General features: G+C 52.0%; 16 protein-coding genes. 7 read left to right on the top strand and 9 right to left on the bottom strand.

Annotation, left to right across the window (positions count from 1 at the left end; translation table 11 throughout):
* Positions 1–186: 186 nt before the first annotated feature.
* The 3 genes from ACTJJS_RS07355 to ACTJJS_RS07345 are packed head-to-tail and all read left to right on the top strand — an operon-like array spanning position 187 to position 1,400.
* Entirely contained in the window at positions 187–864 is a 678-nt protein-coding gene (locus ACTJJS_RS07355) for a hypothetical protein (RefSeq protein ID WP_440663088.1), read from the top strand.
* Positions 865–883: 19 nt separating this feature from the next.
* Positions 884–1,093, top strand: a complete 210-nt coding sequence (locus tag ACTJJS_RS07350) for a hypothetical protein (RefSeq protein WP_440663087.1) — start codon at positions 884–886, stop codon at positions 1,091–1,093.
* Between the two features lie 10 nt (positions 1,094–1,103).
* Positions 1,104–1,400: a helix-turn-helix domain-containing protein gene (locus ACTJJS_RS07345; RefSeq protein WP_440663085.1), complete on the top strand. Its 297-nt coding sequence runs from the start codon at positions 1,104–1,106 to the stop codon at positions 1,398–1,400.
* Between the two features lie 38 nt (positions 1,401–1,438).
* On the opposite strand, the gene ACTJJS_RS07340 is transcribed toward ACTJJS_RS07345, so the two are convergent.
* The 9 genes from ACTJJS_RS07340 to ACTJJS_RS07300 all read right to left on the bottom strand — a co-directional run bounded on the left by ACTJJS_RS07340 (position 1,439) and on the right by ACTJJS_RS07300 (position 8,096).
* On the bottom strand, positions 1,439–1,930 hold the full coding sequence (locus ACTJJS_RS07340; protein ID WP_440663083.1) for a 4'-phosphopantetheinyl transferase family protein: 492 nt from the start codon (positions 1,928–1,930) through the stop codon (positions 1,439–1,441).
* Positions 1,927–2,181, bottom strand: coding sequence for an acyl carrier protein (locus ACTJJS_RS07335; RefSeq protein ID WP_168872284.1), 255 nt, complete (start codon positions 2,179–2,181; stop codon positions 1,927–1,929). Before ACTJJS_RS07335 ends, ACTJJS_RS07340 begins: the two co-directional genes overlap by 4 nt.
* 4 nt (positions 2,182–2,185) lie before the next feature.
* Complete coding sequence (locus ACTJJS_RS07330) at positions 2,186–3,463, bottom strand: beta-ketoacyl-[acyl-carrier-protein] synthase family protein (RefSeq protein ID WP_440663081.1); 1,278 nt, start codon at positions 3,461–3,463, stop codon at positions 2,186–2,188.
* A complete protein-coding gene (locus ACTJJS_RS07325; protein ID WP_440663079.1) occupies positions 3,464–3,907 on the bottom strand; it encodes a 3-hydroxyacyl-ACP dehydratase FabZ family protein in 444 nt (147 codons plus the stop codon). It lies immediately after the preceding gene.
* Between the two features lie 8 nt (positions 3,908–3,915).
* A complete protein-coding gene (locus ACTJJS_RS07320; protein ID WP_440663077.1) occupies positions 3,916–4,707 on the bottom strand; it encodes an SDR family oxidoreductase in 792 nt (263 codons plus the stop codon).
* A complete protein-coding gene (locus tag ACTJJS_RS07315; RefSeq protein WP_440663075.1) occupies positions 4,701–5,753 on the bottom strand; it encodes a type III polyketide synthase in 1,053 nt (350 codons plus the stop codon). The genes ACTJJS_RS07320 and ACTJJS_RS07315 overlap by 7 nt, the downstream gene beginning before the upstream one ends.
* Positions 5,750–6,460 carry a methyltransferase domain-containing protein gene (locus tag ACTJJS_RS07310; RefSeq protein ID WP_440663073.1) on the bottom strand — a complete coding sequence of 237 codons (711 nt, stop codon included), beginning with the start codon at positions 6,458–6,460 and terminating at the stop codon, positions 5,750–5,752. Before ACTJJS_RS07310 ends, ACTJJS_RS07315 begins: the two co-directional genes overlap by 4 nt.
* Before the next feature lie 72 nt (positions 6,461–6,532).
* On the bottom strand, positions 6,533–7,666 hold the full coding sequence (locus ACTJJS_RS07305) for an NAD(P)/FAD-dependent oxidoreductase (protein WP_440663071.1): 1,134 nt from the start codon (positions 7,664–7,666) through the stop codon (positions 6,533–6,535).
* A 70-nt stretch (positions 7,667–7,736) separates the two neighbouring features.
* Positions 7,737–8,096 (bottom strand): STN domain-containing protein, encoded by a 360-nt coding sequence (locus ACTJJS_RS07300; RefSeq protein WP_440663069.1) that lies wholly within the window; start codon positions 8,094–8,096, stop codon positions 7,737–7,739.
* Between the two features lie 414 nt (positions 8,097–8,510).
* On the opposite strand from ACTJJS_RS07300, the gene ACTJJS_RS07295 reads away from it, so the two are divergent.
* The 4 genes from ACTJJS_RS07295 to ACTJJS_RS07280 all read left to right on the top strand — a co-directional run bounded on the left by ACTJJS_RS07295 (position 8,511) and on the right by ACTJJS_RS07280 (position 13,339).
* Positions 8,511–9,056, top strand: coding sequence for an RNA polymerase sigma-70 factor (locus tag ACTJJS_RS07295; RefSeq protein ID WP_440663067.1), 546 nt, complete (start codon positions 8,511–8,513; stop codon positions 9,054–9,056).
* A gap of 45 nt (positions 9,057–9,101) precedes the next feature.
* Positions 9,102–10,217: a FecR family protein gene (locus ACTJJS_RS07290; protein ID WP_440663065.1), complete on the top strand. Its 1,116-nt coding sequence runs from the start codon at positions 9,102–9,104 to the stop codon at positions 10,215–10,217.
* Positions 10,218–10,335: 118 nt separating this feature from the next.
* On the top strand, positions 10,336–12,975 hold the full coding sequence (locus ACTJJS_RS07285) for a sugar-binding domain-containing protein (RefSeq protein ID WP_440663063.1): 2,640 nt from the start codon (positions 10,336–10,338) through the stop codon (positions 12,973–12,975).
* A gap of 1 nt (position 12,976) precedes the next feature.
* Positions 12,977–13,339 (top strand): hypothetical protein, encoded by a 363-nt coding sequence (locus ACTJJS_RS07280; protein WP_440663062.1) that lies wholly within the window; start codon positions 12,977–12,979, stop codon positions 13,337–13,339.
* Positions 13,340–13,381 lie beyond the last annotated feature (42 nt).

The following is a 13,381-nucleotide window of genomic DNA, read 5'->3' as shown; positions in this document are numbered from 1 at the left end:
GCTCGCCTCATTTTTCGGTGATAATACAACTATCATGTTAACACTCATGCCTACCGGGGTTTTCCCCGATAACATTTGATTAACCATGAATTAATCATATTGATTTTAAATTTGTCCGGACTTTTTTTGGTTAGGACATCTACCATAAAAAAATCAACCAAACTGGTGGCTTAACCCATCTGCTGTATGACCCAAAACCAACCATTTTCCGCTGATACCGGAAAACTACAACGTTATGCAACCATAGCTGCGTCTCTCGATGAGCAGCTCGACAGTATGCTCCGACGGGGAGATCTGACTACCTTCTCCCTAGACAAACTGACGACAACGCCACTGAAAGAAGTCAGCCAATGTTATCCGCAGGCAACAAAGCCAGTCAGCCCAACATGCGATTCCTCTACAACAGCGGGCCAGAAAGACGGAATATCCTGTCAGCCTGTGGAAGAGCCATCCTTGTCCAGGAACTGTTTACCTCCGCCCGCGGCGCATAACAAGCCTTCTGCCTCCCCCTCCCGGGACCCTATGCTTCGCTGGCTTTCATTGGTATGTGAGCAGTTGCTGTCTTTACATACCATCGTTCCCCTGGTGCAGAAAATCAGGCAGGGCGCAGTCATTTGGTATATCAGGGACAATATGGCCAACAGCATACAGACAAGTATGTCTGCCCCTCGGCAGTCCATCGGTTTCCGCAACAATAAGGCCCGCGAGCTGGCCTATCGTCGCAACAGGGTAATCCACCTGCCGGTATTCCCCAACATTGTGTTACCTATACGCATTATATTTCGTACCTTGAAACTGCACCCCGACGATGGCAAGGATGGCGATGGTGATAATATTCCAGTCATCAGGAATAATTATCACTAACACACCAAACTTGCTAATAATGCTTCTAAGAGAAAAAATCATACAGATGGCAAACGACGCCATCGCCCGGATGGAAGCGCGTCCCGACAGAAGTGAGGAAGACAACGATATATTAGAGTTACTTCTGATACTCCGGGACGGAGTAACAGAAGTGAGTTCCGAAGAGGCGCTCGACCAATGGCTTGATTTTATGTGGAAAGTGCTGACTGATCTGGGATTTTCATATTGAAACAACGACCATGAACTTTGGAAAAGTCATTAAAACGCTGAGAGAGCAAAAACAACAGAACCAGCGCGATTTCGCTGATTACATTGGCATTAGCCAAACCAGCCTCTCTTTAATTGAAAGCGGGAAAACAACACCTACTGATGCGACCCTCGACAGGATCGCTGCCCGGTTTAATACCCGGAAAGCCTTACTGGTAATGGCCGCTATTGAAACAGAGAAGGACCTGCCACCCAAAACAAGAAAGCGGTTTAATGACCTGTTTCCCTCTTTCGAGGAAGACATATGGTCGTTGATACTCACTAAATAAACGTAAAAGGAGTAGCAGGGGCGCTACTCCTTTTTACATTATATCTTCAGGCCGACCATCTCCCGGTACGCACCATGGTGACTGACCGACGCCGGAGAGACTCCTCCGGCACCACTGATAAAAGGCACGCCGTCGTCATCTTTCTGCAACGTTTCCGCCGGCTGCAACCGGTACACCACCCGCGGCCACCAGCTTCCCGATGCCACCGCCACCGTATGCAGGCAACTACCGCTGACCACCGTACGAAAAGGAAATACCTTGTCAGCATATTGAATGAAGCCTGTATCCACTCCGGAAAGCCGTACTTCATATTTCAGCGGTGCATAAGCCCGCTCCCGGGTATCGCGGTGAATGATCTTATATGCCGCTTCCTTGGCGCTCCACAGCAGCCATACCATGCGATGCTGATCAACAGCCTGCGCTATTAGTTGTTGTTCTGCCGGAGAGAACAGTTTATCCAGATAGCCCCGTCTCCGCCAGTTGCTTTCCACTGCCGCCAGCTGCAGGTCTATCACATCATTGCCGATCATGGCGTGGCGAGCTTGTTTTCCACTACTTCCATGGCAGCACGCACATTGATCATCTTTTCCATGGAATCGTTATCGATCACGATATTAAATTTCTCTTCCACGTCCAGCACCACGTCCACCAGGTTGGCCGAGTTGATTTTGAGGTCACGGATAAAGTCCGTGTCTTCATTCAGCGTAGCCAGCGCTTCGGGATTTTTGGTATAAGGCGCCACCACTTCTTTGATAGTGGCCATTAAAGCTGTTTTATCCATGATATCAGTATTTGTATTTTTTTAAAATGATACAGGCATTTACATCGCCAAACCCGAAGCTGGCCTTGGCGATTACCTGAAGGTCTTTATGTACCAACTGCTGTGGTATTTTCTCCCGGGGCACGATCGCGGCAATCTCCGGGTGCAGGTCTTCGCTGTTGATATTGGGAAACAGAAATCCCTGTTGCAGTTGCAGCACCGCCGCCACCAGCTCAATACTGCCGGATGCGCTCAGGCAATGCCCCACCATACATTTCAGCGCGTTCAGGTAGGGGAACTGCTCCCCGCTCCTGTTCAGCGCCAGGCTCCAGTTCATTACCTCCGCGGCATCTTTGCTGGTAGCTGTCAGGTGCCCGTTGATCGCATCAATGTCATCCGGATGAATGCCGGCGTCCCGCACGGCTTCCCGGATACAACGTTGTACCGCTTCACTGTTGGGGGCCGTCATACTGCCTTCATTGCGCTGACCGCCTGAGTTCACATGCCCGCCGGCGATCTCCGCGTAGATGTGCGCGTTCCTTTCCAGGGCGCTCTCCAGCGATTCCACCACCAGTGCGCCGGCACCTGCGCCGGGCACAAATCCGGTAGCGCTGGCGCTCATAGGCCTTGAACCTGCCGCCGGCCGGTCGTTGTTTTTGAAGGTGCAGACTTTCATGGCATCAAAACCGCCCCATACATAAGGGCCGCCGTCTGTTGTACTGCCCGCCAGTATCCGACGGGCTTTGCCGGCGCGGATACGGTCATAGGCCATCAGCACGCTTTCCGCGCCGGTGGTACAGGCCGATGAATTGGTGGTCACCTGGTTGCCCAATGCCAGTTTACCGCCCAGCCATGCGCTGATGCCGCTGGCCATGGTCTGCGCCACTACGGTACTGCCTAAACGCCGTACCTGCAACTCGTCCATACGGTAAATAGCTTCCCGCATTTTATCAACACCGGAAGAACCGGTGCCAAATATCGCCCCGCTGTCCCAGTCCGGATGCTGTATGTCGTTACCTGCGGGCAAACCGGCGTCATGCCATGCTTCCATGCCGGCCATCACGCCGTACAGCACCGCTCCGCTGTTGAAGCCTTTCAGCTCCAGCGGCTCAAAATACCGCAGCTTCATTTCTTCTGTCACTTCGGGCGTGCCGGCTATGCGGCAGGAAAAATCCAGTGCTTCCAGCTGTGGATCGTAACGGATGCCCGATACGCCCTGCCGCACCGCTTCGGTAAAAGCGGGGACACCTGTTCCGTTGGGAGCTACCACGCCCAGCCCTGTTATCACTACTCTGGTCATCATTTACAAATTATGATCAGCAGGGTTGATGATCATGCCCGCTATCTCTCCACCACTCACTTCTTCTCCTTGCGCATTGGTCATCGTCACCCGGCATTTCAGTTTACCAAAACGGAAATATAGTTTTTCGCCGGTCACCGTCACCTTTTCTCCCGGTAACACCGGCCGCATAAACTCAACATTAGTGGAGGTAAGCCCGAAAGTCATGCCCTCCGGGCCTCCCGTGAGATAGATACCCAGGCACACCAGTCCTATCTGCGCCATCACTTCTGTCAGCAATACGCCGGGGGTGACCGGATATCCTTTAAAATGTCCTTTGTAACAATCCATCTCCGGCCGGAAGGTAAAACTTCCTGTCACCTTCTGTTCATCAATATCTTCCAGTGTATCAACAAACAAAAAAGGTTCCCCGTAGGGTAATTTTTCCAGTATTGTCGTTATCGTCATAAATCCGTTTACTGTATATGTGCGCCTCCGTCTACGGGGATAACGGCCCCGTTCACCCAGGCGGCTTCGTCTTTACATAAAAGGTATACTACGTCCGCCACATCGTCCGCTGTGGTCAGCCGTCCAAACGGACTGCGGGCAATGCTGTGCTCCAGCAGCTGCTCATGGCCGGGTATCATCCGCAACGAACGGGTGTCTGTCACGCCCGCCTGTATACAATTGGCCCGGATGCCGTATGGCGCAAACTCCAGTGCTATGCTACGGCTCATCGCCTCCAGGGCCGCTTTGGCGGCTGATACGGCCGCATAATGTTTCCAGGCGCGATGGCTACCTTCGCTGGTGAACGACAGCACGCGCGCGTCCGCGGCAAAAAGCTGCTGCTCCCATATGGCACGTGTCCAGTCGTACAAACTCACCGCCATATGTTCCAGCGTGATCATCAGGTCGTCCGTTTGCAACGCCGGCGCAGTTGTCATGCCTTTCAAAGTGCCTTTGGCCACACTGTGCAAAAGACAACGGACACGCCCCTCCGGCCCCATCTTTTTCCGCAGCTCTTCCAATACCAGCGTGCGCCGCTCTGCCTGTGCCGCATTGATGTTAAATGCCAGCACCTGCACGCCGGTGGCACGCAACGCTTCAAAAGCAGTATTGACGGCGTCCATCTCTACGCCTGCATTACGATGCACAATACAAAGGTGCATGCCATGCGACGCCAGCCTGTACGCAGACGCCAGGCCCAACCCGCTGCTACCGCCCAGCACCAGTGCCCAGTATTGTTTGGACGCAAATTCTTTTACCATTGTAATAATATTCTTTGTGCGGAAAATCCCGGCCCGAAACTCAGCATCAGCCCTTTGTCTCCCGCCGGCACCCCCCTGTCGAGGATACGCTCCAGCACATATAACACGGTGGCGCTCGACATGTTGCCGTATAACCGCAATACTTCTTTGGTATCGTCAATATTTTTCCCTGAGCCGGCAAAGAGCTCTTCCACTGTCTGAATAATTTTTCTTCCTCCCGGATGGAAGATCAGCTGGTTCACTTCTTCAATGGAAGTGCCATGGCGCGCCAGGAAAGGATGAACAATATCCCCGAAATGCGACGCTATCTCTTCCGGCACAGCGATGTCCAGCACCATCTGTAAACCGGAGTTGGACAGATGAAAACCCATCAGGTGCGTGGCATCATAAAAATGGTACATCTCCGTTCCCACAATGGCCGGCCCGGGGTCTTCCTCATGTGACGACAATATCACGCAGGCGGCGCCATCACCGAAGATGGCCGCACTGACAATATTGGCCATGGAAAAATCCTGGTGCTGGAAAGTGGCCGTAGGCGACTCCACCGCCACCACGGCCGCCCGTTTCCCCGGATTGGCCTTCAGGAACTGGTAAGCGTAGATCATCCCGGAAACTCCGGCGGCGCAGCCCATCTCCGTCACAGGCAAACGCACAATGTCCTGCTTCATCTGCAACGTATTGATCAGGTAGGCGTCCATAGACGGGATCATAAAACCGGTACAGCTGACAGTGATGATAAAATCGATATCGCCACCCCTTAAACCAGCTTTGTCCAGCGCGCCCTGCAGGCAACGCCGGCCCAGTTCCGTGCCCTCGCGGATATACAAATTGTTTTTTTCTTCGAAGGAAGTGGCGTTGAACACTTCTTCCGCATTCATGATAGAATACCGTTGGTCAACCGCCGCGTTCTCAAAAATTTTTTTAACCTTTCTGATAAACCGCTCGTCTTGTCCTGCCAGCCATAAGTCCAGGTACGGCATAATTTCACTGGTAGGCCTGGTATATGGCGGCAATGCCTTGGCTACTGATTGAATTTTTACACTCATAAATTAGATATGATCCATTGGTAACGGAAAGCCCATTGCCAACGGAGGCTTTGATGCCTGATATTTAGTTTTTTTGACAGTTGTACCAGCTCCGAACGTTTGAACCCGCGCATGATGGAGGTAAGGCCATCATAACGGGTCATTTCTTCGAGGCGCAGCGTATAACATAACAGCTGAAAAAGCCGGTAGGCGATACCACTGCGGTGCAGGTCGTTGACCACGATGCCGGCAGTGGCGCTGCGGCGGAAACGTTGCATCAGCGCCAGTATTTCCTGGTCTGTGAAATGATGCAGCGTGAGTGTCAGCAGCAGGATGTCTCCTTTCATTTCGGGAAACGGCCCTTGCGTCACATCGAAGCAGTGGTAACTGATTTCCGGATATGCGGCCGATAACTCTCCTGCCAGCCGGATGGTGAACGGATTGGCGTCGATGCCTGCCAGCTGCAGGTTCCAGTTTTTTTTGCGGCCATGTGCGGCCAATGCCCGCAGCATATCACCGTTGCCGCAACCGATGTCCACGATGCGCACCGTTTTGCCTGCCGGCAGCTGACGCATCAGCATATCTACGCCTTTTACCGTGATACGGTTGCCTCCCAGGCGCCGGTTGATCTGTGCGATTTTTTCCAGCGCCCGCTGCAGTTGTTCCCCTTCCATGGCAAAATCGTCCATGATCTCTGGTGCCAGTATACGTTGTCTGGTATCGGGCATAAATTCATTTTAATATTCTGTTATTTGATCATTTAACTGTTCTAATGGCTGTATGTGTTCATGACCGGACCGTTAAATGGCAAAATCTTTTGGTCGTCCGTGTGTTTGCCTGATGATAAATGGCAGCACTGCCGGCAGTGAAGCCATTTGTTGCACCAGCCAGGTGGACAACCTGTCTTTCAGGAACAGGTTATTCAGCAGTCTTCCCATTTTCATACGGCGGCTAAATGCTTTGTCCCATTCCCTTGCATAGTCGGCTTCCATACGGCTACGGTCATACGATGCGTCGTTACAGAAGCGCAGTACCGTTGTGGCCGCCAGGCGGGCGCTGTGGATGGCCATGGCCATCCCGTTGCCGCACAGTGGATGGATAAGGCCGGCAGTATCTCCCGTCAACAGCATATGTTGTTCCACTTTTGTCTTCTGTTCAAAAGAAATCTGGCTGATAGCCAGTGGCTGATCAAACAAAGGACGGCTATTATTAAAAATAGTTTCCAGGTGATGGTTTTTGAACAGCACGGCTTCCCGGTGCTGGTCGATATCGCGGTAACGGCGGAAGCTGTCCATCTGTACGAGGTAGCAGATATTGAGCGTGCCTGTTTCAGTTTTGGAGACGCCGCAGTAGCCGCCGGGAAAGTTATGCAAAGCCACCTGTCCGTCGGGGAACGGCCCTTCGTAGTGCCCTTTTACCGCCAGCCATGGTGCAGGCTTGCGGAGGAAAGAACGGGACAGCCGCTGGTCGAGGGTGGAGCGTTTGCCAAAAGCGCCCAGCACGACCGTGCCGGTCAGTGGTGCATGTGATTTCGTATAGACCATGCAGTGGTCGCCCTGGTATTGCACGTCCGTCACCGTATCGGTGATCAGTTGTGTGCCGGCGGCCAGTGCTTTGCGTAACAGGAAGTGGTCCAGTGTGTACCGGCTGACGCCGAAGCCGCCGAGCGGCAGCGGGGCCGTGATGGTTTTCCCGTTGGCCGCCGATAACAGCAGGCTGGAAATGTCCGCCGGCGCCAGTTCAGCAGGATCGGCGTGTAGCCATTGCAGGTATGGCAGCACTTCATTGGAAATATATTCTCCGCAGACTTTATGTCTGGGGTAGGTATTTTTTTCGATCAGGGACACCCGCAGTCCGGCCCTGGAAAGGTGGATAGCGCTGGTAAGGCCTGCCAGGCCGCCGCCGATAATGATAATATGATGCTCTAAGCCCATGTACATTAGCAATATACGACATATTTAACAGTGCAGTTGCCGTTTTGCCGCAGTGGGCCGAAGCAGGAGGTCAGGGAGAGCGGGAAGCGTTACGGGAAAGGACGTCTGTTACCGGTGCTGTGGGCGAAGTATTTTTGGTGCTGATGATGATCACTTTACCGGATATCTCCCAGGAGCAGTGGAGCGGCTGGAGGATTTCATCGAGCAGGCTGCGGAGTTCCGTGCCGGTTTGCTGAAGGGATACTTTGGCATCGTAAGGGGTGGTGTTGCTGCCAAAGAAGCGGAGGCCGGTTTGCTGGCTGATTTGCCGGAAGACTTCCCGGAGCGGGACGTTACGGACATTGACGCTGACTTTTATTTTCTCCGCCTGGTTAGACGAGCTATGGGGTGAGAGGGAGAAAAGCCAGAGGATAAGCAAGTGTGTCTTCATATATATTAAAGAGGGAAGTTTGGAATGGTGAATAGCTAAAGGGGTAATACCGGGCAAGGGTTTCAGAGAGGTCTTTCATCAAGTCAAAAAAACAATTCATAATCTAAACGCGGTGAACGACAAAAAGTACCATCGGCCACTATAAACTGCGCCCTGTTGTTAACAAGTCACCGGTAATAAATTCATGCTTTACAAATGCTTAACAATCTGTGATGGTTGCGGTTGTTTCGCCGATAACAGAATATCTTAATTTGGTAACAATATATTAACCTGGAGTTAATATTACACTTGTAACTGTTCTGAAGACCCCTTTTCATTTTCATTCCCGGACATAACCATTGGCAGATACAGGAGAATATTATTTATTGACAGGTAAGCTATGTTAAACTCATTATTCAACAGGGGGAAAGTACGATGGAACCTTACACTGATGCACAATTGGTAGCAGACCTGAAGGTCGGCAGCGAGTGGGCATTCACCCAGCTTTACAATCGTTATTACAAACGGCTGCACATAGAGGCCAACTACATCCTGAAGGATGCGGAGGAAGCGGCTGACGTGGTACATGACGTTTTGATCGTGATCTGGAACCGGCGCGACAAGCTGGTGGAAAATCTCCATCTGAAAAGTTACCTGGCCACCTGTGTGCGCAACAAGTGTATGGACCGTATCCGGCGCAGTGTGGTAAAAGAGCGTAATGTACATCAATATATGAGCCTGAAGGAGCTGACCGTTTGCGTTAATCCCATGGAACGAAAGGAACTGTCGCTTCAGCTGGCCACCGCCATTAATGCGCTGCCCCTGGCCCAAAGGGCCGTTTTTGAAATGTCATACATGGAAGATAAAACGCAACGGGAAATTGTTGCGGAAAAAAACCTCTCTCTCCAAACGGTGAAAAATCAAATGAGCACTACCCTCCGTATTCTCAGAAAAAAACTAAAATCTTCCCGTGACCTATAGTACTTTTTGTCGTGAACACCGTTAATAGGATAACATCCCATTCAAATGGATTATGAAAAAATCAGAGACCTTTCTTTGGATGAGCTGCTGGGAATGATCAGCGAGGAAGACAAAACCTTTCTGCAAAGCGCCATCAGGGAAGATCTCCAGGCACGCAATATCTGGGAGGGCATCCAACGTGAACGTTCCCGGCTACTGGCTGATGCAAGCGAAAGCCATGATCAGCATCCCGTTGAAGAGGTACTGGCAGACCTCAACAAAGGGAACAGGCTTCGTCTTGTCAAAAAAGCCGGCAGCATTGCCGCAGCCTGCCTGATCGCCCTCACGGGAAGCTGGTACCTGTTCAAACATGCGGCCAGGCAGCCACTGGCAGCATTACAGGACAGTTCCGTCCACACTATCCGCCTGGTAACGGCTGAAGGCAAAACCATTGACCTCAGCAACGACTCGGCAGGCATCCGCGTGGGCAACACCGTATTAAACAACACACAACATACACTCAGCTTCGATGCCAGCCACCAAAGCGGTACCGGGATTAACACCCTCACCGTGCCGGCAGGCAAGGACTACCACCTTTTACTGGCAGACGGCACACAGATACAACTGAATGCCGCCACCACCATCAGCTTCCCGTTCACTTTTCCGGGCAAAACCCGCGAAATAACCATCGACGGGGAAGCCTACCTCCAGATTGCCGCCAAAGCAGACCAGCCCTTTATTGTGCACCTGCCCGGCAATACTGTCAACGTACTGGGCACCGCCTTTAATATCAATACCTATGATGCAGGCCTCGTGAAAGTAGCACTCGTGGAAGGCGCAGTGAAAATAGCCACCGGCAGGGAAAACGTTGTCCTTAAACCCGGCTACGAAATCACCAGCAGCCACAACGGCGTCACCAAAGAAGCATTCGACGCTGACAAAGTGCTGGGCTGGCGCACAGGGGTGTATACCTTCGAAAACGCCTCCCTGCAGGAACTGGCCCCCGTCATACTCCGCTGGTTCGGCGTGACCATCGCCCTGGACAACCAAAGAGTCAGCAGCAGACGCTTCTTCGGCATTATTGACCGGAACCAGCCCCTGCAGGCTTTCCTCCATAACCTGGAACGTGCAGACGGCATCAAATCCAGATATGACCAGCAAGGCGTCCTCCATTTTGAATAGGCCCATGAACTGGCACTATCCCCCAAAACCAACCAAAATACACGGCTGCGGCCTGTAAGCACCCGCATAACGTATATTATAGACATCGATTATCTAGTTATTATTAACCGACCTGAACATGTTACGACAAATCAGCGTTGCATTCCTCGTTTTGGGATGCTCCACCCTCAGTATCCTCGCATCCGGCCAGACGGCGGCATCCTGGAAAATGAAACCGTCCCCTCTCCAGACAAGATGGGCCAAAGAAGTCAGTCCCTCCAACGCCCTGCCCGAATACCCCCGGCCACAAATGGTACGGCCCAATTGGGAAAACCTCAACGGCATCTGGCAATATGCCATCACCAGCGCCGGCGACCAGACACCGCCCGCTTCGTTCAACGGCGAGATACTCGTTCCATTCCCACTCGAATCAGCCCTCTCCGGCGTACAGAAAACCTTGCAGCCGGACCAACGCTTATGGTATAAAAGAACTTTCAATAAACCCGCCGCTAAAGGAAAAGACAGAGTACTGCTGCACTTCGGCGCAGTCGATTTCGACGCGGCCGTTTTCCTCAACGGTAAAAAAATCGGCACCCACACCGGCGGCTACACCGGCTTCCAGTTCGATATCACCGACCAGCTGAAAGACAAAAACAATGAACTGGTCGTGTCTGTACTGGACCCAACCGATGCAGGCGACAACCCGCACGGTAAACAGGTGCTGCAGCCCCGCAATATCCTCTACACCGGCAGCAGCGGCATCTGGCAGACCGTTTGGCTGGAAACAGTGCCGGCGGTGTATATCGACGGACTGAAAATGGTGCCGCAGGTAGACCAGCAACACCTCGACCTACGCGTAAACACGCCTGGTAACGCTGCCGGCTACACCGTGGAAGCCGTGGCATCCTCCAACGGCGCCGCGGTAGGCACCATCAAAGGCAAACCCAACACAGATCTGCAACTGCCTGTTCCAAACGCCCGCCTCTGGTCGCCCAACGAACCGTTCCTTTACAACCTCACCGTAAAGCTGCTGTATAACAACAAAGTTGTCGACACCGTTGGCTCTTACTTCGGCATGCGTAAAATAGAAATCAAAAAAGACGAGAACGGACAGGAACGTATCTTCCTCAACGGAAAATACACCTATAACCTCGGCGTGCTAGACCAAGGCTTCTGGCCCGACGGGCTGTATACCGCCCCCACCGATGACGCGCTGAAATTTGATGTCCTCGCCATCAAATCCATGGGCTTCAACACCATCCGCAAACATGTGAAAGTGGAACCCGCCCGCTGGTATTATCATTGCGACAAAGAAGGCATCCTGGTATGGCAGGATATGGTTACCTGTCCTAACAACAGCGCGGACGCCCGTAAGAATTTCGAAAAAGAAAACGCGGCTACCGTGGCCCAATGTTTTAACTCCCCCTCCATCGTTTGCTGGGTACTGTTCAACGAGGGCTGGGCGCGCTATGACCAGCAACGCCTCACAGAAACCATGAAACAGATGGACCCTTCCCGTATCATCAACGGCCACACCGGCGAAAACTATGACCGGGAATCACCCAAAGACCCCAACGAAAAATGGAAAAGCAGCGACCTGACAGACATACATGATTACCCCGGTCCCGGTATTGCCCCTGCCCTCCCCGGCAAAGCAAGAGTACTCGGCGAATGGGGCGGTGTGCAGGTAAAAACACCGAACCATCAATGGAATGAAGCCGACGGATGGGGTTATATCTCCATCCCTGCCGCTGCCTTCGCACGCAAATACGGCTTCATGAACAAACACCTGAAAATATTCGAAGAAGAAGGCCTCAGCGGCTCTATCTATACAGAACCATTTGACGTGGAAACAGAAGAAAACGGCCTGATCTCCTATGACCGTGAAGTGATCAAAGTACCGGTGGTCCAGTTGCGCCAGATACACAGCGCCTTCATTCCGCCTACCAGCGATGTGGCCGCCGCCTTCATCGTTAAAGACATCGACACCACCAATCCGGACAACCAGTATGCTACCATGCTCGACGCCTACAACAAAGGCAAAAAAGACGGCCCGTTCCTCCAGCAACTGGCACAAATGGCCCTCCGTGTAAATGACAAGCCCAACGCAACTAAAATATCCGATGACTATATCGGGCAGATGAAAGCGCCACTGACACGCAGCCAGATGGCATTCATCAATAAATTCACTACCAGCAGCCGCGACAAAGGTTTTGCGCTACTGATGGACAACCGCGACCAGATCAATAAAACCCTTGGTCAGCGCCAGGCCGACGCAAGACTGATGACCATCATCTACAGCGAAGAAATCAAACCTTATGTACAAGACGCTGCCGCCCGCCCCGACTGGAATAAAATAGAAGCAAAAACCAAACAATATGGCGCCCCCGGAGAAGAAATATTCCTGCGCGCCAAAACGATCCATCTTCTGAACCAGAAGGACTGGGACAACTTCGCCGCCACTGCTGACCAATATGTGGGCAAATGCGCCGCGTACATCGCGCCGAATGAACTAAACACCTACGCATGGACCGTCTTTGAAAATATCTCTGACCCAACGCATCTCAACAATGCGGCCAATTGGTGCCAGCACCTGCTGAAAGCAGACAATAACCCGGCCTACATAGACACTTACGCTAATGTGCTGTATAAAGCCGGTAAAAAAGACGACGCCATCGCCAATGAAGAAAAGGCGGTGGAACTAGCCCCCTCCAGTGATAAAAAAACATATCAGGATATCCTGGATAAAATGAAAAAAGGTGAAAAAACATGGAAATAAAATGAAGCCAGCAGCGGCATATTATGAGATGTCATTGCTCGCCGCTGCTCATTTTAATGTCCAACCCTTCCTGGCAGACTACGTGATGGTACATACCCTTTTCCCATTGTGCCAGGAAACAGCAGCCGGTTACATGTCACAGGGCGCACTCAGAAGGTTACTGCTTAATACCCTCGGGAGTTTTCAGGTGAAACAGGAAAAACACCAGCTGCTGCTGACATTTGAAAACGGCTATACCCTCGCCCACTATAACAGCGATATCACCTGGACCGATTTTTTCGCAGGTGGATGTATACCGTTTGAAGGTCCTGTTCTCAATAAGATAAGGGCGCAATACAAGGACTGGGGGATGACTGAAAACTGACCAACATTACTCATTTTGGCGACCATGATCATAACAGAAGCC

It is taken from the genome of Chitinophaga sp. 22308, from assembly GCF_052045305.1.
Classification (GTDB): domain Bacteria; phylum Bacteroidota; class Bacteroidia; order Chitinophagales; family Chitinophagaceae; genus Chitinophaga; species Chitinophaga varians_A.
Note: the sequence above shows the minus strand (reverse complement) of the source record. Positions and strands in the feature narration are given on the sequence as shown.